General features: G+C 34.4%; 18 protein-coding genes. 2 read left to right on the forward strand and 16 right to left on the reverse strand.

Translation table 11 applies throughout. The annotated features are described in order from the left end of the window. Positions 1 to 32 precede the first annotated feature (32 nt). On the reverse strand, positions 33 to 5,126 hold the full coding sequence (locus AAGU76_RS04295) for a YDG domain-containing protein (protein WP_342484205.1): 5,094 nt from the start codon (positions 5,124 to 5,126) through the stop codon (positions 33 to 35). Positions 5,127 to 5,398: 272 nt separating this feature from the next. On the opposite strand from AAGU76_RS04295, the gene AAGU76_RS04300 reads away from it, so the two are divergent. Continuing rightward, positions 5,399 to 6,082: a DUF3298 and DUF4163 domain-containing protein gene (locus AAGU76_RS04300; protein WP_342484206.1), complete on the forward strand. Its 684-nt coding sequence runs from the start codon at positions 5,399 to 5,401 to the stop codon at positions 6,080 to 6,082. A 30-nt stretch (positions 6,083 to 6,112) separates the two neighbouring features. Here AAGU76_RS04300 and AAGU76_RS04305 read toward each other — a convergent pair whose 3' ends face one another. The 15 genes from AAGU76_RS04305 to AAGU76_RS04375 form a co-directional block, all read right to left on the reverse strand. Further along, entirely contained in the window at positions 6,113 to 7,015 is a 903-nt protein-coding gene (locus AAGU76_RS04305) for a 5'-nucleotidase (RefSeq protein WP_342484207.1), read from the reverse strand. Positions 7,016 to 7,043: 28 nt separating this feature from the next. Beyond that, the gene (locus tag AAGU76_RS04310; protein WP_342484208.1) at positions 7,044 to 7,679 is read right to left on the reverse strand and encodes a hypothetical protein; all 636 of its coding nucleotides are present in this window, start codon (positions 7,677 to 7,679) and stop codon (positions 7,044 to 7,046) included. Then, positions 7,676 to 8,179 carry a flavodoxin family protein gene (locus tag AAGU76_RS04315; protein WP_342484209.1) on the reverse strand — a complete coding sequence of 168 codons (504 nt, stop codon included), beginning with the start codon at positions 8,177 to 8,179 and terminating at the stop codon, positions 7,676 to 7,678. Before AAGU76_RS04315 ends, AAGU76_RS04310 begins: the two co-directional genes overlap by 4 nt. A 52-nt stretch (positions 8,180 to 8,231) precedes the next feature. Then, entirely contained in the window at positions 8,232 to 9,251 is a 1,020-nt protein-coding gene (locus tag AAGU76_RS04320; protein ID WP_342484210.1) for a DUF697 domain-containing protein, read from the reverse strand. A 1-nt stretch (position 9,252) separates the two neighbouring features. Beyond that, positions 9,253 to 9,855, reverse strand: coding sequence for a class I SAM-dependent methyltransferase (locus AAGU76_RS04325; protein WP_342484211.1), 603 nt, complete (start codon positions 9,853 to 9,855; stop codon positions 9,253 to 9,255). Between the two features lie 45 nt (positions 9,856 to 9,900). Further along, the gene (locus tag AAGU76_RS04330) at positions 9,901 to 11,247 is read right to left on the reverse strand and encodes an MATE family efflux transporter (protein WP_342484212.1); all 1,347 of its coding nucleotides are present in this window, start codon (positions 11,245 to 11,247) and stop codon (positions 9,901 to 9,903) included. Positions 11,248 to 11,311: 64 nt separating this feature from the next. Further along, a complete protein-coding gene (locus AAGU76_RS04335) occupies positions 11,312 to 11,611 on the reverse strand; it encodes a hypothetical protein (protein WP_342484213.1) in 300 nt (99 codons plus the stop codon). A 326-nt stretch (positions 11,612 to 11,937) separates the two neighbouring features. After that, positions 11,938 to 13,020, reverse strand: coding sequence for a hypothetical protein (locus AAGU76_RS04340; protein WP_342484214.1), 1,083 nt, complete (start codon positions 13,018 to 13,020; stop codon positions 11,938 to 11,940). A gap of 158 nt (positions 13,021 to 13,178) precedes the next feature. Next, on the reverse strand, positions 13,179 to 13,592 hold the full coding sequence (locus AAGU76_RS04345) for a class I SAM-dependent methyltransferase (protein WP_342484215.1): 414 nt from the start codon (positions 13,590 to 13,592) through the stop codon (positions 13,179 to 13,181). Positions 13,593 to 13,941: 349 nt separating this feature from the next. Continuing rightward, positions 13,942 to 16,518 (reverse strand): DUF262 and DUF1524 domain-containing protein, encoded by a 2,577-nt coding sequence (locus tag AAGU76_RS04350; RefSeq protein WP_342484216.1) that lies wholly within the window; start codon positions 16,516 to 16,518, stop codon positions 13,942 to 13,944. Positions 16,519 to 16,734: 216 nt separating this feature from the next. Beyond that, entirely contained in the window at positions 16,735 to 20,037 is a 3,303-nt protein-coding gene (locus tag AAGU76_RS04355) for a DEAD/DEAH box helicase family protein (RefSeq protein ID WP_342484217.1), read from the reverse strand. Positions 20,038 to 20,047: 10 nt separating this feature from the next. Then, the gene (locus AAGU76_RS04360) at positions 20,048 to 20,569 is read right to left on the reverse strand and encodes a restriction endonuclease subunit S (RefSeq protein ID WP_342484218.1); all 522 of its coding nucleotides are present in this window, start codon (positions 20,567 to 20,569) and stop codon (positions 20,048 to 20,050) included. Positions 20,570 to 20,593: 24 nt separating this feature from the next. After that, positions 20,594 to 21,583: a site-specific tyrosine recombinase/integron integrase gene (xerA, locus tag AAGU76_RS04365; protein WP_342484219.1), complete on the reverse strand. Its 990-nt coding sequence runs from the start codon at positions 21,581 to 21,583 to the stop codon at positions 20,594 to 20,596. A 46-nt stretch (positions 21,584 to 21,629) separates the two neighbouring features. Beyond that, positions 21,630 to 22,805 carry a restriction endonuclease subunit S gene (locus tag AAGU76_RS04370; protein WP_342484220.1) on the reverse strand — a complete coding sequence of 392 codons (1,176 nt, stop codon included), beginning with the start codon at positions 22,803 to 22,805 and terminating at the stop codon, positions 21,630 to 21,632. Beyond that, complete coding sequence (locus AAGU76_RS04375) at positions 22,798 to 24,300, reverse strand: class I SAM-dependent DNA methyltransferase (RefSeq protein ID WP_342484221.1); 1,503 nt, start codon at positions 24,298 to 24,300, stop codon at positions 22,798 to 22,800. Before AAGU76_RS04375 ends, AAGU76_RS04370 begins: the two co-directional genes overlap by 8 nt. Before the next feature lie 280 nt (positions 24,301 to 24,580). Here AAGU76_RS04375 and AAGU76_RS04380 point away from each other — a divergent pair. Beyond that, positions 24,581 to 25,713 (forward strand): IS3 family transposase gene (locus AAGU76_RS04380; protein ID WP_342482611.1). Its coding sequence is split into 2 segments (ribosomal slippage): positions 24,581 to 24,827 and positions 24,827 to 25,713, totalling 1,134 coding nucleotides; the frame shifts between segments, so codons are not numbered across the junction. Positions 25,714 to 25,718 lie beyond the last annotated feature (5 nt).

Consider the following 25,718-nt stretch of genomic DNA (forward strand, 5'->3'; position numbering starts at 1 on the left):
CTGCATTATTTAAAATACAGGGACTGATGCTATTATTCCGTTACAAATACATCAAAAAAGTCTGTTTTATTTGTACCGCTTATCGTTAAGCCATTGCCTGTTATTTTGAATCTGTCAGTCCCAACCGATGTTGCTGTGGCATTGACAGAGCTTGAATTTATTTGATAATTTATATCATCAACTAAATCATTTATATCATAATATTCATATTCTAAATATATTGTAGCTGTATCAACACCATCACTTATGGTAAACGAAGCATTGGCAGATGAATCATCACTTGTACCATGGGCAAACTGATTATCAAAGAAATAAGCCCAGTCTGGACCATCTACATAAATAGTGGCATCTGCTCCCGTTGCAAATGTGCTGATAACAAAATGACTTCCATCAAACGAATTTGCAGAGAGTGTTCTGATTGAAAATCCATCTAATCCAAAGTTATCATAAAACCATTGCTGAATAATGCTTTCAACACCCGATCCAACTGATGATGCCGGTGTCGTTGCATATTCATTCTGTGGTATATTCCACCATAGGTCTACCGGAATAACATGTCCTTGATTGTCCATAACTGTAAAATACTTGTTGTTCGATGAAAAATCCGATGTTGTGATTACCTTGCTTGTCAATTGTGCCTGAGATGCATAAATAGTAGAATAATCAAACTTTGTAATGACCTTGCTTGTCAATGATTCCACATAAGCAGGAACTGTAACATTAGCAATTGTTCCCGGATTATAACCAGTTCTTGCTGCATATCTTACATTGTAAGTACCGGCTGACAAGTTGTTGATTTCTGCTCCTGTAACCGTAATCCAGTTTTCATCTGAAGAAAGTTTGTATTCCATTGTATTATCAACACCTGTGATTTTACCGTCATTGTTGCTAGATGATGATGGTGCAACTCCTGCTAAGCCCGTCGGTTTTGGCTGATCCAAATTTGGAACAGTTATTTCTCCGTTAGTAACCATAAAGTTTGCTGGCTTAATATAGTTATTCTTATCTGCTCCGCCTAGGATATATACAACTGTTATTGTTTTGTTTGTGCCTGCTGCTGAAGTATCATAATCTGCAGCAGCGCTTATTGTTACATCGTCACCATCAACAACTCCGCTCAAAGTTCCTGCAGTCACTGCTGCTGTTGTATTTCCGTCATATGTCTTTGTTGTTGTCAACGAAGGAGTTGTTACTGTCAATTGTATTGCTGTTATTTCACCGTCAGCTGCAGTATAGTTTGCCGGTTTAATATAGTTGCCTTTATCTGTTCCGCCTAGAGTATATACAACTGTTATTGTTTTGTTTGTTCCAGCTGAAGAGGTAGCATAATCTGCAACAGCGCTTACTGTTACATCATCTCCATCAACAATTCCGCTCAATGTTCCCGAAGACACTGCTGCTGTTGTACTTTTGTCATATGTTTTCGTTTTTGTCAATGAAGGAGCTGTTACTGTCAGTTGTTTAGCTGTTATTTCTCCCACAGTAACTGAATAGTCTGCTGGTTTTATATATTTGCCGGCATCTTCACCACCAATAGTATAAACTACGGTTATTGTTTTGTTTGTGCCTGCAAAAGAAGTACTATATGAAGCTGAAGCACTAACTGTTACATCATCACCATCAACAACCCCGCTCAATGTTCCTGCAGTCACTGCTGCTGTTGTGCTTTTGTCATATGTTTTTGTTGTTGCCAATGAAGGAGCTGTCACTGTCAGTTGTTTAGCTGTTATTTCTCCCACAGTAACTGAATAGTCTGCTGGTTTAATATATTTGCCGGCATCTGCTCCGCCTAGAGTATAAACTACAGTTATTGTTTTGTTAGTTCCTTTTTCTGATGTATCATAGGAAGCGGTGGCGCTTACGGTTACATTATCGCCAACAATAACTCCGTTTAATGTTCCTGCAGTCACCGCTGCTGTTGTACTACCGTCATATGCTTTTGTTGTTGTCAATAAAGGTGCTGTCACTGTCAATTGTTTTGCTGTTATTTCAGCGTCAGCAGCAAAATAGTCTACTGGTTTAATGTAGTTGTCTTTATCTGTTCCGCCTAAAGTATATACAACTGTAATAGTTTTATTTGTGCCTGTTGCTGAAGCATCATAATCAGCATCTGCGCTTACTGTTACATCATCACCAGCAATAACTCCGTTTAATGTTCCTGCAGTCACTGCCGCTGTTGTATTTCCGTCATATGTTTTCGTTTTTGTCAATGAAGGAGCTGTTGCTGTTAATTGTATTGCTGTTATTTCACCGTTAACAGCAGAATAATTTGACGGTTTATTATAGTTATCTTTATCTGCTCCGCCAAGAGTATATACAACTGTTATTGTTTTATCTGAACCTGTTGTGGAAGTATCATAATCTGCAGCAGCGTTTATTGTTACTTCGTCACCATCAACAACGCCGCTCATTGTACCTGCAGTGACAGCTGCTGTTGTGCTTCCGTCATATGCTTTTGTTGTTGTCAATGAAGGTGCTGTTACGGTCAGTTGTTTTGCTGTTATTTCACCGTCAGTAACAATGTAGTCTGATGGTTTACTGTATTTTCCGGCATCTTCACCTAAAAGGGAATAAACAACTGTTATTGTCTTGTTTGTACCTGCTGAAGAAGCATCATATTCTGCAACTGCGCTTACTGTAACATCATCCCCGGCAGCAACTCCGCTTAATGTTCCTGCAGCCACTGCTGCTGTTGTATTTCCGTCATATGTTTTTGTTTTTGTCAGTGAAGGAGCTGTCACTGTCAATTGTTTTGCCGTTATTTCACCGTCAGTAACAGAATAGTCTGCCGGCTTAATGTAGTTGTTTCTATCTGTTCCGCTTAAAGTATATACAACTGTTATTGTTTTGTTTGTACCTGCTGAAGAGGTATCATACTCTGCAACAGCGCTCACTGTCACATCATCTCCGGCGGCAACTCCGTCTAATGTTCCTGCAGTCACTGCTGCTGTTTTACTTCCGTCATATGTTTTTGTTTTTGTCAATGAAGGAGCTGTCACTGTCAGTTGTTTTACTGTTATCTCACCGTCAGTTATAGAATAGTCTGCCGGCTTAATATAGTTATTTTTATCTGCTCCACCTAAAGTATAAACAACTGTTATTGTCTTGTTTGTGCCTGCCATAGAAGTATCATACTCTGCAACAGAGCTTACTGTTACATCATCTACAGCAACAACTCCGCTTAGTGTTCCTGCAGACACCGCTGCTGAAGTACTTCCGTCATATGTTTTTGTCGCATTCAATGCAGGGTCTGATATTGTCAGTTGTTTTGCAATTATTTCACCGCCTATAACGGAATAGTCTATAGGTTTGATATAATTATTTATATCTGCTCCGTCAAGAGTATATTCAACTACTATTGTTTTTCCTGTACCTACTGAAGAAGTATTATAATTTGCAACAGCAGTTATTGTAACAACATCATCACCAACAACTCCGCTCAATGTTCCAGCACTCACTGATGCAGAAGTACTTCCGTCATAGGTCTTTGTTTTTATTAATGAAGCTGCTGATACTGTCAGTTGTTTTGCTGTTATTTCACCATCATTAACTGAATAGTCTGATGGTTTAACATATTTACTAGCATCTTTACCACCAAGAGTATAAACAACTGTTATTGTTTTGCCTGTGCCTGTTAAAGAAGTGTCATAGGAAGCTGAAGCATTTACTGTTACAACATCTCCATCATTAACACCGACTAATGTACCTGCTGTAACATCAGCTGTTGTACTTCCGTCGTATGTTTTTGATTTATTCAATGTAGGATCTGAAATAGTAAGCTGTTTTGCAGAACTGCCTTTATTTGTTATAATTCCTGTGCCGTTAGTGTTTGTTGTTGCACTTGAACCGCTGCTAATTTCTACGCCACCTGCAGTAATGCCAGTTGTACCCTTACTTGCCGTAACTTTGGTATTAGGAGTTGTAATATCAATTTCATCTGCATTGGCTTCAACTGATCCCACATTACCTTTTCCCTCTATGACTGCACCTGTACCATTTGCCAAAATCTTAGCAACTGATCCTTCAACCTTTACAGTAGTATTCGCAGCATTTATTATTACTTTGTCTGCACTTGAACCAGATGCAAAAATAATATTGGAGTTTTCACCTTCGATTAAAGCCGTTCTAACATCTGCATTGACTGCAGTCACGGTAACATTGGGAGCTGTAACAGTCACATTTCCTATTTTACCATCAATTATAACATCATCATATCCATCCGCAATAAGTTGTCCAATTTCTGTTCCATCACCGGAATAAACTCTAACCTGGCCGTCAACACGTGCAATAACGATATTTCTTATACTTGAATCACCAACTATTTTAATTGAATTTATACCGCCACCACGAATTAAAACTTTACCGGTTACTATTACTCCGTCTAATGTCACATCACCGTCGCCTACACCGTCCCCAATAACCAAATCACCGTTTATTGTTATGTTTTTTAAGATTACATCAGGTCTGTTGATCATAACATTGCCGTTAAAATCATCTGTATATGCACCTGATTTTACTATGTAATTTTGTAATATGTTGTCCATAAGCTGAGCAAATTCAGCTCTTGTAATGTTCTTTTTAGGATTGATCATGCCCTCAGAGCCTGAAATATATCCCTCCGCTGCAAGGGATGATACACAATCTTTTGCCCAGTCACTTACAATAGATTTATCTTTAAAACTGTCCAGAAAACTTTCATTGCTTCCAGATAACTTAAATGCTCGAGCAAGAACGACAAATGCTTCTTCACGAGTAATGTTGCTATTGGGATACAGCTTATCTCCGTTACCAACAAATGCTTTCATTTGTACTGCCTTTGCCATTGATTCATAATACCAGTCTTTATCGGAAATATCACTAAAAGATGCTAATGAAGTCTTTTCATTTGTTCCAAAAGCTCTGACTATGATTGCTGCCATCTGCGCACGTGTAAGATTTTCACCCGGCATTATTTTACCATTGTCACCACTTAAAAGTCCGTTTGAGATAGCGTTTTCAATTGCAATTGTTGACCAATCATTCGGCATATCAGAAAAAGATCCGCTTTCCGATGCTAAAACAGATTGAGTCAAAACAAAAATGAAAGCAATTGCCAAGAAAACACTTTTAATCATTGATTTTTTCATTGTTTTACATTTCTCCCCATTGTTTTTATTTAATTAAGCATATCAAGCGATATCTTATCATAGTTTATCAAAACATACAATATTTTCTAATTAAAATAAAATAGTTTCCCGAAACGCATATGTTCCGCTTCTTAAATGATGATCATTTCAATTGTAATGCGTGATATTTCATTAAGCATATGTCGTCTTAGTACACATTTGCCTTTTTTGTGCTCAATATATTATAGTACTCTTTTTAATCTATAGCATAATATGGGGCAGGAGGGATGTATATGAAAAGACCTAGGTGCACCGCAATCATCAATATGAGAGAATTCAAACATAGCTTTGAATATGATGGCATTGTAATTCTAACACTAATTATTAGGTATCCAAGGATAAAAACGCCTCATGACGAGTCAGCTGAAAACAATATTAACAACATGATAAACAAACAGATTAAAGAATATTATGATTATGTTTCAACAACCTTGTACAAAAATGCAGTTGAATATTATCACGATTCTCAAACCAACAATTTCCCATTTCATGTTAATGAAGCAATTATGGAATATAACGTGACGTACAATGAAAACTGCTTCCTGAGTCTTTACAAAGACAAATATGAATTTACAGGCGGAGCCCACGGTAGTACCCTTAGAAGTTCTGATACCTGGGAAACCTGCCAAGGGACATATATTCCAATGTACTGCTATTTTTACAAAGGAACAAATTACATGAATTTATTGATAAATGAAATAACAAGACAGGCAGAACAAAATCTAGATGAAAATCCAGGTATTTATTTTGAAGATTATCAAAACTTGATTATAACAAGCTTCAATCCAGACAGCTACTACTTAACTCCCTGTGGCATGACCATATATTATCAGCAATATGACATAGCCCCCTATTCTACGGGCATTGTGGAATTTACAATACCATATGGAATGATTGGGTGGCATCCGTCCTGCTAAAATGAATGCATGATGTCAAAACATAAATATTTACTGTTGCATTTTATAGGGTACTCTAGCGGCTGGAACCAGTCTTGAAGCCGGGTCTGTATGTAACGTCTGGTCATCAAAAAATATATTAGCGCCAAAGGCCTTGAGTACTTCGCTCTTATCGATGCCTCCAAGGAAAAATGCTTCATCAATTCTTATATTCCATGCACGCAGCGTACGAACTACCCTTTCGTGTGCAGGTGCATTTCTTGCAGTTACTAATGCTGTTCGAATTGGGACTGTTTCTTCAGGAAACTGCTGCTGCACAATCGAAAGCGTTTTTAGGAGTTTTGCGAATGGCCCTTCAGGCAAAGGCTTTTGAGCATTTTTATGCTCATGCTCTGCAAAAGCCTTTAAACCATGCTCCTGATAAATCCTTTCAGATTCGTCCGAAAATATTACTGCATCACCATCAAATGCAATTCTTATCTGCTCGATTTCTTTATTTGGGTCCAGCGGCAAATTCGTATGCGAGCATATAATACCAGCCGCAATATTCACATTAATAGCTTCCTGAACATCTTCCTCATTAGCTGATAGAAACAAATCAGTCCTGAATGCATTTAGGTATGGAGCAATTTGACCGCCACCGGACAAAGCAGCTCTGCTTATATTTAATCCATAATGTTCAATTGAGTTAAATATCCTCAAGCTTGTATCAGCACTGTTTCTCGACATTACTATTATTTCAGTAAGGTGCCTGCTATCTGCATTCAATTTGTGCAGTGCCTTAATAAGTGGAAATGCAGTACCAGGTTTTAAAACTTCGTTTTCGTGTTCAATTTGATATTCAGAGTAGGCTTTTAGTCCTTCCCTTTCATATATGGTATTTTCCTCCTCTAAGTCAAACAATGCACGAGATGATATCCCGACTACGAGTTTGTCATCTAACTTTAAGGCCATATTATCTTCACCTCTATAATTAATCTAGCTACTTCTTTATAAATAAATCTTTCCTGCTGAGTCCGTTGGCTTGTATCTGCTTACGCCAACCTGCATTTCCCCCTAATTTATATACAAATCTTGGAAATGATGGTGAGACATATATATTTTCTGAACTGGTGCAATTTTTTATATTGTTTGCCACAACATTTAAAGCATTCCACATGCATTTCATTGGACCTTGCCCATCCGGAACATTTGTCATCCCGGATAACATTCCGCCTCCGCCGATGCCTATGCCTTGTCCCCAGGAAACTCCTGCTTTTTTGCACCAGTTTTCCATCATTTCGAGTGCTGTTGAATTCTGTCTTCCTTCAAAAAATCCGCAGTTCACTAATGCATAGACTGTTATATCCTTATCAGCATTTGCTTTAAGATATGTTTCTATCTGATAAAGGCAATTTATTAAATGAGATGGAATTTCATCAACATACAAAGGAAATGCAAATACTAAAACGTTGCATTTAGATATTTCCTCTATTTTCCTGCTGCTTAATGTCGGTGTTCTTAATTTAAACTCTAAAACTGTATCGCTTTCTGCAAAAAGTTTTTTTAATGCTGTTAAAATATTTTCCGAAGCACTTCTTTTTACTTTGGGACTTCCGTTTATCAATGCTATTCTCATATACTCAGCCCTTCCATTTCTTCAATATTTTGAACAAAAGAAACTCCGCAGTCATTGCAATTCAAATTGATGGAATTTGCTTTAACCAGCTTTCCTGCAGTCTGTTTTTCATTTTCAGTAATATCTTCACCATAAAATATAACCTGCAATTTAAAGCGATTGTTATATCTGCTCTTGTGGTGCATATCGCCGTTTCTTATTTCAAAATAAGGATGTACATACGAAATGCTTCTGTCGAGTACATTTTTTACAAACGGGCTGTATCCTCCGTAGTAACATTTGCTGATTATGTTTACCGTATCACACTTAGACAATAATTCTCCCATGTCAGAATATTTATCTTGTATTACACATTCTCCCGGAGTTTTTACCCAGCATCCAAAGCAACCTACACAGTTATGAATTGTACCATCATCTGAAATAACTTTAACACTTTCATCCAAATTTAGTTTGATTTTTCTAAAATTTTTTTCTTCTAAATCATGAATCACTAATTTCATTTGTTCCCTCCGGCAATATTATTTTTCATTTTGCTATACCTTACAATCAGCTTTAGTACTGGTCATTGTCGGTAACAGCGACTTCATCTTCAGTTGTCTTCGTCCTTGAGCTGAATTTTCCCATTAAGTATTCCTTTGTGCCGCGCGGAGCTTTAATGATGGACTTCAATACCGCCTTTGACCACACCCCGATTATCGATTTAAGATCATGAGATATGATTTCGCCCAAAATCTTACATGCCTGTACAGTTGCAGTTTTCGCAAGCCTCTTAGGTTCAGTCTTTGTGATGCTTCTGCAGTAATATTGTGTCAGCACCCCAACCCTTAATACCAGCAGCGTATTCAGGGTGCCTTCCAATATGGAATCCGCCACAAGGGATGTGATAAAGCTCACACCCGGTACTGCACTTCCAAGTGCTCCGGTGACAACAGCAGGAAGGATTTGTCCCAGCTGTTCTGCCACAATGTCCAGGTCGTCAATTTGCCTAGCTGCCAAAACAGTGCCGAATACGTTTGTATAAAGCCTGACCACATCACTCAATACAGGTCTTTGGTTGTACAGCGAAGCTATTTTCCATACGAGCTTTAAGGAAGCCATAAACACAAAAATTCCATCAAGAGACCCGTTCTGAGAAACAGCTGTTGTTGTGAACACTCCGGTGGCGCTGAATTTTATCAATCTTTGCGATTCCATGTCTATTTCTTTCAATGCATCATTGACTGATTCAAGGTTCGATTTGCTGTCATCCCATTCATAACGGATCTTTTTCAGGTACTTGTTTTTCATGAGCCTCTTTTTAAATTCTGTTATGTACTTCTCATATTCTTCCTTATTGCTTTCGTCCGGCATAACCAGAGGCTTATCGAGCTTAAACAAAATCAACGTTATTGAAATCATTGCCGCCAGACCTAAAGAAGCAAAAATAACAAGCACAAAAATCCCAAAGTAAGGATGAAGCTTTGAAGCCATATTTACAAGCTGTGCGACTTGGTTTATCATTGTGGTCACAAACGATATGAGCAATATGACAGTCACCGTCAACATTAAATTCAAATACGACTTTTTATCCATGTTAATCCTCCGCTTCACAAATGTACCAGGTAACCCGAACATCCACATGCACAGCCTTAACATCAGAAAAACACTCTCTCATTTCAGACTCCGCATGCTTTATAAAATTGAAATAATCTCCGCCTTCAAGCCATTCAATGATGGTAGTCACAAGGGATCTGTTTTCATTGTAATCATAGATTATGACCTTGGATCTTGTCACCCTTTTCATTTCAGCGTACATCAGTTTTCTTTCTTCTTTTCCCATGCCATGAGCCACATAGGAGGCAATTGATGCATCAAAAGATTTATCCTCAAAAGGCAGCCCTTCCAGAATATTTGCCTGAGTAAATACGATTTCCTTGTTTTCAGGCTTATCCTTGGCTATATTAAGCATTTTTTCAGCCGGATCAACACCGGTCACGCTTATTCCCATATTATTCATAACCGAACATAAGGCACCTGTCCCGCATCCCACATCAAGAACAGTCTTGAACTGCTTTATGTCCAGCTCCTTTTTCACGATTTCTATGACCTGGTTAAACCGCCTTTTCTGAATTTCATAAAACAGACCATATATTTTAGCTATGGAATTAAACAAAACAGTACTGTTTCTTTTGCCCAAGAATGAACCACCTTCCTCTGTTTCTTCTTTAGTTTATCAAGGAAATCATACTTTTAATTTTGCAAGAACAAATCTAAACCATGTAAATAAAATTATTCCTTTTATTATTGAGGATATGCTGATGCTCCACCAGACACCGGATAATCCTAATAACGTAGAACTAAGAATAAGAGCAAATGGAATTCTCAATGCATTAAACACTACACCGTTAACAGTTGGCTGCAATGTCTTACCCAGACCATTGAAGGCTCCTATCGTTCCAATTTCAATACACATGAAAAATTGCGACAACCCTAAAATTCTTAAATATATAATGCCTTCCCGTATGGCAACCGGATCATTGGGTACAAATATTGCAAACAAGAATTTAGCAGCAAATATCAGCAGCAAAGATGTAAAAATACCGATGCCGCCCAAAATTTGTATACCCTGTTTATAGCCATCCTTAATTCGTTCAAGCTTTTTAGCACCGTAATTTTGTCCAACAAATGCTGATATTGATGATGAAAATCCTTCGGATGTCATCCATGAAATAGATTCTATTTGAGAACCTATGCTTTGTACAGCTACAGCCACAGGACCAAACTGAGCAACTATTTTAGCAAGAATCATGCTGATTACAGCGTGCAATCCTGTCTGCAAAAATGGAGGAACTCCAAGCTTCATAATATTTTTCACAATTTTCATATCCGGCTTTGAAAGCAATGATACGTGGGAATAAATATTATTATAAACTTTACCCAAAATTACAAATAATATTGTAACAACAAATTGAGACATTATTGTTGCTAAAGCTGCTCCCTTTATACCCAATTGAGGTATGGGGCCAACACCAAAAATTAACAGCGGGTCAAGTATAATGTTGGCAACTAAGCCTATAGTATTTACTTTAAATGGAGTAACGCTGTTTCCGGTGCTGTTAAGCGCAGCTGAAAAAATCGGATTCAGAAAATGAAAAATTATTCCCATGGATATTATAGTCAAATATTCCGTAGCCATTCGAATTACGTCAGAATCTTGCAAATTGAAAAAGCCTATAATATTATGCCTGAATGAAAACAGGAACAAAGAATACAATAAAGCTATGAATGTATCCAGTTGAAATCCGTTGGAAATATATTTTTTAGCACTTTCAGGATCATTGCGGCCAATATATTGAGCTACATTAACGCCTACTCCCACCTGTGTAATCATTACTAAGGATGCTCCGAACCATAGGAAAAAGCCGGCTGTTCCTGCTGCAGCTACTGCTCCAGTGCTCAGTCTTCCAAGCCACATAATGTCGGTCAAATTGTATGCCATATGTATAAATGACGTGCCCATAATCGGTAAAGCAAGTTTAACTAAAGTACTGCGTATTTTACCTTCTCTTAAATCCAAATTTCTGCTCATATACTATATCCGTTCTAATTATTTTCACTTATCAAGTCTAACTGAAAGCATACATATTTACAAGTTAAATAATTAAGAATAGCTCCTGATTAGAGTACTTGATGTACTTCTTATATTCTTCCTTGTTGCTTTCGTCAGGCATTACCAGAGGCTTATCCAGCTTAATCAAAATCAATGTTATTGAAATTAGTGCTACCAGTCCTAATGCTGTAAAAATAACAAGCACGAATATTCCAAAGTAAGGATGAAGCTTTGAAGTCATATTTACGAGCTGTGCAACCTGGTTTATCATTGTGGTGACAAATGTTATAAGCAATATGACAGTCACCGTCAATATTAAGTTCAAATATGGCTTTTTATCCATGGCAATCCTCTACTTCGCAAACATACCAGGTAACCCGAACATCCAAATGCACGGCCTTTACATCAGAAAAACACTCTCTCATTTCGGATTCAGCATGCTTTATAAAATTGAAATAATCTCCGCCTTCAAGCCATTCAATGATAGTCGTCACTAGAGATCTGTTTTCATTATAATCATATATTATGACCTTGGATTTTGTTACCCTTCTCATTTACGTATATTAATGAGCATTTGTAGGAAGCAAGTCCTATAGAGACACTCGAAAGCCGAGGTGAATGACAGCGCTATATATATGGTACAATTTGATAATGGCTTTAAACAAAATTCTAATACATAGTTATTAGCTCTAGCCCCATATTGGATGGAGAATACTTTAATGCGACTAGTACTTTGCGCAATTTACCTTCAACTGTTTTTAATTCCAGAGAGATATTGAATTTAGGTACATTATATTCTTCTAAATACTCCAAGTTATAAAAATAACTTTTCGTAATGCAATCTCTTATTAAATGTGCCAGTTCTTCTGTGGAATAGTCTTGAAGGCCCAACTTCTCCATAATAGCTGCTTTCTTTTCTTTTAAATAAAGCAGTTTTTTCTCGACAACTGATACAGGTAACTCAAAAGCCGAAGTCACATTAGAATATATAGCATTCATCGAATATTTTAAATCTTCCGGATCTGCAAAGAGTGCTTCTATTTTATACGATAGAAATAGCCCGAAATACATATCATTTATGCTTATTACCGAGAATCCATAATTTTCGAAATCATAACCACAGTTGTTTATGTTTTCATCATCTTCTCTATCAGCCTCATGTTGGAGTATCATCGTGTCTTGATATTTTATCCCTAAATGAACCAAAGAGTATGCCAGAATTGTTTTTAATCTACTGGAAAAAGTCATATCCACATATCCCACGAAAAAAACTTGACTACTCAATGCCTCAATGATTGCTTCTAGTTGTGCATCTGATAAGTTGTTGATATAAATGACATAATATTGAATAGGATGCTTGAAAACCGTGGAGTGAAATTGTACCAAGTTCTCAAAAATTATTTCCTTACTGATGTCCAGTGGGATTCTGTCTGCTATAATATCTCCACAAAGGATACTATACGTACTTTCCTTGTTTAATGCTGGCAATAAACTTTTGAAGACCACATTTCCATACCAACAATTTTCGATTAAACTGCTGTCAAAAATGAAAGCTGCTTCTTTTTTATCCTTGTGCACTGGGGTTAATGCCGATTTTAATTTTGAATATTCTATTCCTTTAACTTGCAGTTTCTTTTTTAATTCTGTAAATTCACCAAGAACGACTTTAGTGCATTGCTCATTATTCAGATTTAAAGTACTAACCATAACAGGTAATAAAACATTTCCTCTTGCATCAAGTGTAAAAATCATTCTTTCCCTCCTTATAATATTAAGGACTTAGCCACAATTTACCTTATTATATCATAATTTGCACGATGTTCCCAGCATTTGCTGAATTCATAATTTTGTTGTAAATACTACTTGCTGATTGCCTGCAAACCATTAATATTACTGGATTTCTCCAAGTCCTATAATTTCACTCGGATCATTTCAGCGTAAATCAATTTTCTTTCTTCTTTTCCCATGCCATGAGCCACATACGAAGCAATTGAAGCATCGAAAGATTTATCCTCAAAAGGCAGCCGTTCAAGAATGTTGGCCTGAGTAAATCTGATACCTTTGTTTTCAGGTTTTCCCCTTGCAATATTCAGCATTTTTTCAGCCGGATCTATACCGGTTACATTAAGCCCCATATCATGCATAACAGAACATAACGCACCGGTTCCGCACCCCACATCGAGAATTGTATTGAACTTTTTTATATCCAGTTCTTTTTTTACAATTCCTATAACCTGGGTAAACCGCTTTTTCTGAATTTCATAAAACAGGCCATATATGCGAGCTAAACTATTAAACAAAACTGTACTGTTTCTTTTGCCCAAGAATGAACAACCTTTCTTTCTATTTCTTCTTTAGTTTATCAACGTTAAATTCGTAGACGTCCAATACGCCTTCATATCCGCAGACGCCCATACGAGTTGAATTTGTAACATTAAAAATACCGATCCGTCATCTTCAAGTTTATCCCATTAGATTTCCGCAGCACTCAAGCCATATCTTCCTCAGAAATTTATCAAGGGAGCTTAATGTGGTTTTCCTTCAACACATCCAGGTACAACCAGTAGCTCTTGTCATATTTGTCCTCAACTCTTAGCAAGCAGCTCTATTTTAATTCAATTGTTCCTACCTGGATTACTTATATTTTAGAAAACAACACATATTAATATAACTCTATTCAATTTCCCATTCCCTTTTTAAACATTCGACAGTATATTTCCATTTATCAGTTTGTGGCCGACATACAGAGTTTTGATTAGCAAAGAAACCAGTTTCCCAAATCGCAGTTTTTAAATCAAATGTTTTAATCCACTCTACCTTTACTAAATATTCTTGTTTGTCATCAGATGTATCTGTTCCATAATGTCCTAAAAGTGGCAAGTCAATAAACTTAACTTTGTTGCTACCTACTTCAAATGTTGCAGTTTTAGCTGGCTGTGATTCTTCAGCAACAATTCCGACTCCAGCAAATCCATTTTGAGGAACATAGACCCAAACACGATCACCTATACTAAGAAGCTGCAAACTTTTAGTATACCAAGCTCCTCCATCAGCTGAAATGAATCCATATTTGACAGCATCCTCCCATGCCTTACCCTCAGGACTTACTCCAAAAGTAGCATAGTATTCCTCTGTATATTCCTGCACACCATTGTCCACATATACATCTCCATGTTGATAATTTAGGGCTTGCTTAGCTATATTTATTACATAACTCAAGTCAGATGTTTCATCAACTTTTAGGAGCACATCATTACTTGCAAAATTTCCGATACCAGTATAATTTAAGCACAAGCCTTTGTCATCTTTAATATTTTCAAATGGAATATTAAACGCAACTGTTAACTCATCTCTTGAAGGTTTTATATTAACAAAATTGGTTTCATTCTTATATGCAATATAATGTTTTTTATATTCCTTAAAAATATAGGTATCAAGGTTAAGTAGCTTCCTGTCCAATTCATTGTAAATTGTCTTAATAGGATCAGACATATGTGGGTAATGTTCTATTGACGTATAAGTATTTTCCTTCTTTTCAGATTTAGTATAAAAATCTATTTCTGTCTGAGATACATTTGGATATTCCCAAATATTAATAGCTTGTTCAGCAAGATCATCAGCACGTTCTTTGATTTCAAGTTCATCCCACTTAAGCAAATCACCTAAATTATAATTTAAGCGTAGATGACTTTTTTTAAATCCGCCTTCAATGGTTTGTTTAACATTAAATGGTTTATCACTCATTTCGCTGTTATATCCTGTTAATGTTAAATTGCCAATAGTATGTAGCAAATTTTTTTGTGTTTCCTTCCAATTTGGTCCAAGCATGTTCTTCCAATCAGAATTTAAATTTGGATTTTGTGGCATTATGTGTTCAATTGTATAACCGTTTTCAATAATACTAATCGGTTCTTTATGATTTCTATTTTCCAAAGATTCAAGAATATAATTTCTTATACGTAATTTATATATTTCTTTGTTAATAAACTTGACTTTAAATTCATCATCAGTTGGAAACACCCTGTAAGAATCTTTAACAACGTACTCACAGAGGATACTACTAACATACTTGTCCTTTTTGATTTTTTGATAAAACGTAGAAAATGTCTTATTCAATGAGTTTGTAGGAATTTCGCAAATTACACGTCTTACAACATAGCTAATAGTTGCTTTAATTATTGTAATAAAATCAGATTTAGTTATAACTTTGTTTTCATAATCATTATATATACGCATCAGGAATGGATAACAGACACTGACATCAAGTAGTCGAATTTGTTCCCATAATATTTTAAGTTCATTGTCATCTTCTTTCCCCAAATGGATACGGATATAATATTGAGCATAAATAAATACTTCATTAAGCAACTGTTCAGCAGTTATTCCACTTTTATGATATTGTTTAAATGCTTCATATACTTCATTAATCTTACAAATACGACCGCTACTGTTATGACTTGTAAGAAAATCTCTGATATACAAATCAAAATAGTCAGTATATCCCTGTTGACCAAACCCTTGTTCCATTGGACGCCAATATGTTGTATAAAGTTTGGTTTGCATATCAGGTGATTGATCCATTAATATATAATTTCTTATTAAGTCTGCTTGTGATAGATCCTTACCTGTGGAATTCATACTTTCAAAAATTAATTGAGGATTATCTTGCGTCTTATCAAGAGCAACTGAAACCAGCATAAGACGATTTATTCCCTCATAGATTGTTTCAATGCTTTCACCACTTTGTTCAATAATGTTTGTAAAAAGATCAAAGTTTCTTAACATTTGTTCCGATGGATTATGAAGTGTTTTTTCAGTACCTTCAAGGATACGTACATATGTATCCTTATCCTGCTCTGTTAGTAATATTTTATATTTGTCATTACCCGACTCCTCACTATTTATTAAGAAGTAATTTTTTATTTTATTAGGATTAATAATTTGTTCAAGGTTGTTTTTCTCAATGTGTCTTGATAAAGCGCATAGAAGTAAAGAAAGCGTTGTAAGTCTTTGCTGACCATCAATTAATAACAGTTGTTGCGGTTTTCCTATGGGTGTTCCAAGATCTATATATACCACTGAACCAATAAAATGGACCATATCTTTCTTATTATTGGTAATTTGAATAATGTCTTTCCATAATTGATTACACTGCTTAAATGTCCAGCTATATGTACGTTGATAAATAGGCACGATAAATTGAATCGCTCCATTCATTAGTTTTTGCAAACTGGTTTCTCCAGCTTTCATATAAATCCTCCATAATGTTCAATATCTATAAAATCTTTTACTTAATTTTATCATAAATATACATAGAGTGCTTTGACCTCTATGCATCATAATACATTTGCAGTACAAATTCTCACATCTTTTCGATTAACAAAATTCTTTAAAGCAGTTTCTCGTTGTAACATCTTATAAAAATTGAATTCTCATTTTCCTGAACAATTAAATCTTTAGATTTATTTACGCAGCTGCATTGCTATTGATTGTATCAATAACTTTTTTGATTCCCAACCATGTGCTTAAATCAAATATCTCTGCGACACTTCCCATTTCGTTAAATGGAGGTTCACCAAGGATAGATAGGTCTTTTAATATTCCATTTTTCATAACGTAAGAAATTATCCTTTTTACAAAGTTAATCTGAATACTGTTTAGGTTCGCGTTATTTAAATAATCTGAAAATGCATCGTTAGCTGCTTCCACGGAAAGACCTACTATTGAACGAACTAATTCCCCAAGGGGTATGTCTCCATACTCCTTTTCATAATCCTGCTTGGTTCCAATTTCATTCCAGAGTATTCTTTCTAATTCTTTAACATCTGTCTTAGTCAAAGGCTTATTTGTTTTTAGCTTTGAAATAACTAGATTATCTTCATGCTTCTTCAAGTAATACTCTACTTTAGCTTTATAATTCTTCAAGTCATCATTAGACAGTTCTGCTTCTCTCCATTCCATATTTAAAATATCATCTTTAAAATCTGTAGTATATTTCGTATAAGGATCAAATTTAACGTACTTCATTAAATCACGCAGTTTTGTTCTGATGTTTTCAAACTCATTTATTCCTGCATTGTCTATATAATCTGTATGAATAAGCTTTTCAATAAATTCTTTTTGCGCAGAAATTTCCGGTATTGTAGTAAAATGAGATAATGCTGATAATTTTTTATTTAAATCAGTTCTTGCCTTCTTATTTTTTTTCCCGACTAGGTATGCCAGTTCAATGCCATACAACAAACTATCAAATCTAATTGCTGATATTTCATTTTTGTCAGGCAAGATTAACGGTGCAATGTGTTCTGCTAATTGCATAGTCACTTCATAATTAAGAGAATTATAATCCTCAACCTTGTTATAGCTGTCTACATATTTCAAATGCTGTTTAACTGCAAAGTTTTCACGATTAAGTTCATTAACTTTTTCAACAAGATATTGTACCAGATCTTTTCTAAATGGAATTAAATCTTCTGTTTGATATTCTAAATCCTGCAATTTATAGACAATATCAACCTTAAGATTGAAGATTTTCTCCTGCAAAGTTTCAGTGCTCATTACTTCCTTACCATTTTTATTAATATCAAAGAAATCAAATGTACCACAAAAATCGAAGATATAAAATTTATCTTTGTCCTCGCCATCAATCAATCCCGGACAAAGTCTTGTACCTCGACCTATCATTTGCCAGAACTTTGATTTGCTGAAAACAGGTTTAAAAAACACCAAGTTCAGTATTTCCGGCACATCAATTCCTGTATCTAACATATCAACAGATACAGCTATTTGCGTCAGCTTGTTCACATCTGAAAAATCATCAATCAAGCTTTGGGAGTAATTAGTGTAATTATCAATTATTCTTACATAATGCTGCCTATATTCAGGAAATTCACTATTCCATACTTTTAATATTTCTTCAGCATGATTATGATTTTTAGCAAAAATAATTGTTTTTCCTATCTTATTGCCATAATCTACTTTTAAACCGTATGTAATTATCAGATTTAATACCTTGCGAATAGTATCCTTATTGAACAGCCACTCATTTAATGCATTACTTTCTATTTGTTCTGGTATTTCACCATTTTCATCAGCAAAGGTTTCTTCATATTCCTCTTTTTCTTCTTCTGATAAATCGCTGTATTTAATTCCTGACTGCATAAATTTAAGTTTTGTGTCTGCAACTGAATAAGCAACAAGATACTTATCTTCAACTGCTTGTTCAAGTTCATAGCCATAGGTAGGTACTCCGCCTTCTAAATCGAATATTCGATAAGTGCTTTTGTCAATTTCATCTTTAGGTGTAGCCGTAAGCCCTACAAGCAGTGAATCAAAATATGTAAATATATCTTTATATTTCTTGTAAATGCTTCTATGGGCTTCATCAACAATAATTAAGTCAAAATGTCCACAAGTAAATAGTTTGTTTCCTTCCTCATCCTTTGAGTCATCTATACAATTCATCATTGTTTGATAAGTAGAAAAGACTGCCCTAGCATTTACATTATTTTTATCTTCACATAAATTTGTAATTGATAAATCAGGCATTAAGTTAATAAAAGCTCTTTTTGCCTGTGTTACAAGACTGTTTCTATCCGCTAAAAAGAGAACATTTTTAACCCATCCATAACGTATTAAGACGTCCACGATAGAAATAACTGTCCTTGTTTTTCCGCTGCCTGTGGCCATAACAAGAAGTGCCTTTCTTCTGTTTTGATCATCAAATGCTTCACAAACAGCTTTAACTGCAGCTTTTTGATAATATCTGTTAGATATGTCATCATTTATGTTTATATTGTCTAAATGAGTTCGCATAGCCAAAATATTATAAAGTTTTTCTAAATCTCGCTTAGAATAAATTCCGGATACTTGTCTTTCTGGATATCCCTTTTTACCATCAAGCCATATTCTTGTATCAAATCCGTTACTTAAGAAAATAACCGGTCTTCGTTTAAATTTCTTTTCTAAAAAATTAGCATAAAGTACTGCCTGCTGTCTTCCTTTAGAAACATCAACACATGTTTTTTTTGCCTCTATAACAGCTATTGGTCTTCCATCATCACCAAATAATACATAGTCAGCAAATCCAAATCCTGAATTGTTCGGCATTTCTTCAATAGGATATTCATCTATCCAGTTTTTATTGCGTTCCCACCCTGCATCGGTGAGCATTACATCAATATATGCCTTACGAGTAGAAAATTCTGAAAGTTCTATAGGCTTTTGATTATATTTTTCTTCTCTGTCTTCTCTTCGTTTTGTTAATTGTTCCTTTAGTTGTGCATTTTCTTTGATTAATTTTTCTATATTTATGTCATTGTGTTCTTTTATGGGTTCAGCTTGAATTTGTTCAAGTAATTTTTCATCATAAACATGTTCAGTGTAATCATTGGAATAACAATATGCTACAAAGTCTAAAAATACAAATAAATTTTGCAACGCAAGCTTAGCTTGATCCTTTGAAATATTCTTTGCATTATGAGCGGCATTGTTACCTGCAATACGTATATATTCCATACGTTTATAAATATTATTACCTACTATATCTTTAAAATCAATTGTATTTATTAAAGTAGCTAACTTATCCTGGTATGGCATATTCAAGGAACAATCGACACTATACATCCATTTTACTGCAAACTCCATTGACCTTCGGCAATTGAGCACAGAGGTAGCGTAATCTATATTAAAAACCTTTTCAGCAGAAACAGCAACATCTGCAAATGTTGAAAATTGTTGTTCTTTTTTTAGAAAATCAAAGTTTGTCATTAAATTACGCCTACCTTTCAGTTATTAATTTTAAATCATTTTTAATATTTTCACTAGCAAATTTCTGTTTATCAACTTGTTGGATAAAGTCAGCAAATTGTGTTTGGAGGTAAATTGGCGGATTTATAAAGTTTAAACCGTTAAGTATTCCCATTGTTAAATATCTCGTATTAGTTCCCTTTGATTGTTGCTGCAAATATAATAATTTATCTTCTAATTGTAACTTAAATATTTCATATTTCCAATTATTATTAACAATCGTCAACACATATGTCCTTTGGTATGCATTAAATTTTCCATTGTAATATTTTACATCATATTTGCCAGCAGCATTATTTCCTGCCAATAATAATGCTTCACAATCAAATGCAAATTCATTAATCAAGAAACTTTCCTTAGCACATGTAAAAAATGGATATTTACCACCTTCTACCATTGCATTTGAATCAAGTTTTCCTGTTGTTGTATTAAATACATCTTTCCAACTTAAAATTTCCCAGCCCTTTGAATTTGTTTGTGTATCTCCAAACATCTCAACAAATCGGGATTTGTAATTTTAACCTATGTACTTTCTGTGAGAATTCTTTACGTTTTTTTGGTTAACGATTGCATATTGCAATGTTGTGTCTATTTTCTGATGCCCCAATAGTTGTTGAACCTGTTCTATTGGCATGCCTTTATCTATTGCTCTAGTAGCTAATGTTCTCCTGAATTTATGAGGATGAACTTTTATAATATTCAGTTTTTCACCTAATTCTCTTAAGCGTATCTCTACTCCGCTTATCTGCAAGCGATTATGTGGTTTTAAAAGAGTGACAAATAATGCTGGATTTTCATCTGTTCTACTATTTATATAATTTTGTAAATGTATCTTAGTCCTTGCATCAAAATAAACTTCTCTTTCCTTATCACCTTTGCCAAACACAATACATTCTCTTTCATTATAATTAATGTCTTCTTTATTTAATTTAACTAGCTCCCCTACACGTATACCGGTAGATGCTAACAAATCTATTATAGCAAGATCCCTTAATTCATTGCAGCTGTCACGCATTATTTCTAAATTTTCATCAGAATAAGTTTCTTTTACTGTCTTTCCGGTTTTAACCTTATGAATTCTTCTGACAGGACTTTTTAAAATATAATCTTCATCTTCAAGCCATGAAAAAAAACTAGATAAAATTCGTCTAATATTATCAATTGTTACCTTGCTGCACTTGCTTTTCTTATGATAATCTGCAAGATAATTTCTTAAGTCATCCGTAGTAAGATGTTTAACTGTCTTACCTACTATCTTTAACATATTTTCTATGGTAGATTTATAATATTTAATAGATCTCTCTGAACATCCTTCAACACGTTTTGCGGAAATAAACAATTTAGTCAAATCTATTTCACTATCAACCTGCATTACATTTTGACTATCCTCAATAACAGTATAATTAAATAGACTATGTTTTAAAACTTTGTGCAATTGTTCCATCTGACAGTTGTCAAGGATTAATGCCATATTCTGTTCAATATCAGTAATTAAATTATCTTTCATATACTTTACTCCAATCATTTATGAAGAAGTATATCATATGAAACATTCAACCAAAATATTTTTGTAGCAATGCATTATATAATGTGTTCAATTCGTTCATACTATTTTGCAATTCAAATTTCTGTTTATCAACTTGTTGGACAAAATCTGCGAATTGGTTTTGAATATCTATCGGTGGTAACATAATTTGTAAATTTCTTATTTTTTCCATGTTTAATGCTTGTTTTGCAGTATTAGTTGCATTTGAAGCAAAATTTTGTTTATTAAAAGCAAGCAGATATACGAAGAAAATAGGATTTAAATTTGTTAAATCATGAGGAGATATTTTTGCAACATTAGGAGCTAAATGATATCTATTATAACCATCGACCAACGCAACATCACCAATATTCACCCCCACATAGGTCATTACAATATCATTTTCTTTTAACTGTGACCTTGGTAACATATCAGAAACTGAAGAGTCAATATAATATATATCGTCCAATTTCAAACGATTATTTTTAACATTAAGCCCTCTAATCATGATAACATCTCCAGAATTTTGATATTTTATATATTCTGTATATTCAAAACCCGCCAATTTAGTAACAAAGCATAGATCACCAACATTCTTGACATTCCAACCTATGGTATTGTAAACTGGATCCCCAAACATCTCTACAAATCGGGATTTGACTAGTAAGTCTAATTTATTAATTTGTTGTTTTCGAATTGAAATTAAATGATTCAATATATGTAATTTTTTAACAATTTCCTTTTGATTTTCTATAGATGGTAAAGGTATTTTAATGTTTTCAACTATTTCTTTTGATATTTCTTTAAAAGTTGCTCCTCTCCCTAACGAATTTAAATACTTGGTATTATATTTTAAAAAATAATATAAATAATAATTGAATATTTCACTTTTACAAATTAAATTTTTAAACCCTTGATTACAAGACATTGGGCTTCCGACAATTGCAACTTTTCCGATAGGAGCTCTAGATGATAACAGTACTGTACCTTCAGGTAATAATCGTAGGTTTGCACTTTTGAATCCAGCATTAGTTAAATGTCTCTCAGTATTATTTATTATAATGCTATCATCCGATATTTCTGCTGGAGTCAGCCATTTTATATTACCATTCCAATATTCTTCTATATTTGTCTTTGGTGTTGAGCCAGATACAACTTGACATATATCTCCTATCTTTACAAATTTCATATTCGAATTAATCATTCAATAATCCCTCCAGTTCTTTCAAACCTTTGGTTATCTGCTCTTCCATTTCAAGTATTTCTTTAATAATTTCAGTTGGATGTGGATACTTCTCTGCTATATACTCTACTTCTTTATATTTGTTAATAGATAAATCATAATTATTATCAATTATTTCTTGTTTATTTACTAAAAAGCTCTTATCAGTTCTTTTTCTTTCAGTTTCTTTATCAAGATTATGGAAGCGTTTAATGATATCCGGTATATCATTATCTTCAATTTGTGTTCTCTTGTCATCAAGACTATATCCGTCTGCTTCCATGTCATAGAACCAAACTTTATCAGTTCCTCCATGACCAGTCTTGGTGAAAATCAGTATTCCCGTAGAAACTCCCGCGTAAGGTTTAAACACTCCACTTGGCATAGAAATAACTGCTTCTAGGCGATTGTTGTCAATAATTTCTTTACGTATATCCTTGTGAGCGTTTGAAGAACCAAACAATACACCATCAGGTACAATTGAAGCACATCTTCCTCCTATTTTTAACATACGCAGGAATAATGTGAGAAACAACAATTCTGTCTTTTTTGTTTTAGTAACCTTCAGCAAATCTGTTGAAACAATATCATAATCAAGACTACCTTTAAAAGGTGGATTTGCCAAGATTATAGAATATTTGTTTGTATCTATGTTCTGATCTGACAGACTGTCTTTATATTCAATGCAAGGATTTTCAATGCCATGAGTCATCATATTCATTGCTCCAATACGAAGCATTGTTCTGTCCATATCGTATCCATGAAACATGTCATTGTTGTAATGTTTTTTGTTTGCTGCATACATAAATATTTCTTCAAGATAATTCTCTTTTAAATATTCTCCTGCACTAACCAGAAATCCGCTTGTACCACATGCTGGATCGCATATTACATCCTGAGGTTTTGGTGCCATTAATTCAACCATCATTCGGATTATATGTCTTGGTGTCCTGAACTGCCCGTTACGACCTGCCGCTGATATCTTTGAAAGTAAATATTCATAGATATCACCCTTTGTATCCTTTTTAAAATCTTTATTGATGAATTCATATATTCCATCCAAAGAATCCACAATTTTAGAAAGTAATTGAGGTGTTGGAATTTTAAATATGGCATCATCCATATATTTAGAATAGGCGCTATTTTTATCTTCGTGAAGTGTTTTAATAAATGGAAATACACCCAGCTGAACTATTTCATACATATTTGCTGCCGGAATATCTCTGAATGATGACCATTTCAGTTGAGAACCATCAATTTTTTTATCTCCAACCTGATATCCACCTTCAAACATACTATTGTAATTTGTTCCAAGCATTAAGCTTTCTTTTGATTTTATATTATCTACATCATCCAAATCTCTTATAAACATGAGATATGTAATTTGTTCTATTACGTCAAGAGGGTTTGTTAATCCTCCAGCTGCAAATATATCCCACAACCCGTCTATTTTATTCTTTAGTTCTCCAGTTATCATCTAGTAAAGCAACCTCCACAATAAATATTCACTAATAATTGTAACATAATAATGTGTATTATACATTACTATTTATTTTAAATATTTGATAAAAATATAATTTAGCCATTGGGCAAATCATTTGTCAATCTGTTTTCTTTCCCAAACAAAACATCCTAAAAAATTTATTCTTAAGAATCAAGTTAATTGTGTATTCACCTATTAGTGTTAATATATAAGTGTGGACACGAAAAGTTTAACACGATAAAATATAAATACAATGAAAGGTGCGTGTTAAACAATGTCCAAAAATGGTACCCGTTATACGGATGAATTTAAACAACAGATTGTAGATTTGTACAATTCAGGAAGCTCAGTAGCTTACCTGAGCAGTGAGTATGGTGTAGCAACAGTAACGATATATAAATGGATTAAACAATTAACTCCAGTCAAGGTCGCTGATAATGAGGAAATGACCGCTAAGGATTACCAAGCAATGAAAAAACGCATTGCTGAACTTGAGATGGAGAATGAAATTCTAAAAAAAGCTACCGCCATATTCGCAAGAAAACGATAAAAGAAGTCGTTGCTTTTATCGAAAAATACAAATCAAAATATACCGTAAAACTTATATGCAAAGCCTTAAAATTTTCGAGAAGCACTTATTACAAGGCTTTAGTTAGCATACCTTCTAAACGTCAGCTAGAAATGGAAAAATTAAAAGCTGAGATTAAACAAATCTGGACAGAAAGCGAATCCAGGTATGGAGCTCCAAAAATCCGTAAAATCTTAACCGATCATGGTATAAAGGTAAGCATTAAACGTGTTCAGAGATATATGAGTGCAATGGACATTAGATCCATAGTTGTTAAAAAGTTTCGTTATCACTCAGAAAAGGTTACATCAGAGGATAAAGAAAATATCTTGAACAGGGACTTTAAAACAACCAGCATCAACCAAAAGTGGTGCACTGATATCACTTACATATATACCATTAAAGATGGCTGGACTTACTTAGCTTCTGTTATGGATTTTCATAGCAAGAAGATTATCGGTTATGCATACGGAACTTCCATGACCGCAGAATTAGCTGTGAAGGCAGTTAAAAATGCCTGCACGAATGTTAGAGATACAAAAGGCATTATTCTGCACAGCGACTTAGGTACACAGTACACAAGCCGTTTGTTTGAGGACTATTTATCCTCAAAAGAAATTATCCATTCCTTTAGTAGGAAAGGTAACCCCTATGATAATGCATGCATTGAGTCTTTCCATTCCATACTTAAAAAGGAAGAAGTAAACCATCACAGATACTTTGATTTCAATGTTGCCCGCAAGGCAATATTTGAATATATTGAATCCTGGTACAACCGTAAAAGGATTCATGGTTCTATAAATTATATGACTCCACAGGCTGCTCATGAAGCTGCCTGAGTGGT

The organism is Sedimentibacter sp. (assembly GCF_038562225.1).
In the GTDB taxonomy this organism is placed as follows: domain Bacteria; phylum Bacillota; class Clostridia; order Tissierellales; family Sedimentibacteraceae; genus Sedimentibacter.

Coding starts and splice junctions, on each gene's coding strand:
- AAGU76_RS04320 (WP_342484210.1), bottom strand. CDS start 9,251: ATGGATAAAAAGTCGTATTTGAATTTAATGTTGACGGTGACTGTCATA.
- AAGU76_RS04375 (WP_342484221.1), bottom strand. CDS start 24,300: ATGATAACTGGAGAACTAAAGAATAAAATAGACGGGTTGTGGGATATA.
- xerA (WP_342484219.1), bottom strand. CDS start 21,583: ATGAAAGATAATTTAATTACTGATATTGAACAGAATATGGCATTAATC.
- AAGU76_RS04370 (WP_342484220.1), bottom strand. CDS start 22,805: ATGATTAATTCGAATATGAAATTTGTAAAGATAGGAGATATATGTCAA.
- AAGU76_RS04355 (WP_342484217.1), bottom strand. CDS start 20,037: ATGACAAACTTTGATTTTCTAAAAAAAGAACAACAATTTTCAACATTT.
- AAGU76_RS04360 (WP_342484218.1), bottom strand. CDS start 20,569: ATGTTTGGAGATACACAAACAAATTCAAAGGGCTGGGAAATTTTAAGT.
- AAGU76_RS04300 (WP_342484206.1), top strand. CDS start 5,399: ATGAAAAGACCTAGGTGCACCGCAATCATCAATATGAGAGAATTCAAA.
- AAGU76_RS04340 (WP_342484214.1), bottom strand. CDS start 13,020: ATGATTTTTACACTTGATGCAAGAGGAAATGTTTTATTACCTGTTATG.
- AAGU76_RS04310 (WP_342484208.1), bottom strand. CDS start 7,679: ATGAGAATAGCATTGATAAACGGAAGTCCCAAAGTAAAAAGAAGTGCT.
- AAGU76_RS04350 (WP_342484216.1), bottom strand. CDS start 16,518: ATGAAAGCTGGAGAAACCAGTTTGCAAAAACTAATGAATGGAGCGATT.
- AAGU76_RS04335 (WP_342484213.1), bottom strand. CDS start 11,611: ATGGATAAAAAGCCATATTTGAACTTAATATTGACGGTGACTGTCATA.
- AAGU76_RS04295 (WP_342484205.1), bottom strand. CDS start 5,126: ATGAAAAAATCAATGATTAAAAGTGTTTTCTTGGCAATTGCTTTCATT.
- AAGU76_RS04305 (WP_342484207.1), bottom strand. CDS start 7,015: ATGGCCTTAAAGTTAGATGACAAACTCGTAGTCGGGATATCATCTCGT.
- AAGU76_RS04315 (WP_342484209.1), bottom strand. CDS start 8,179: ATGAAATTAGTGATTCATGATTTAGAAGAAAAAAATTTTAGAAAAATC.
- AAGU76_RS04330 (WP_342484212.1), bottom strand. CDS start 11,247: ATGAGCAGAAATTTGGATTTAAGAGAAGGTAAAATACGCAGTACTTTA.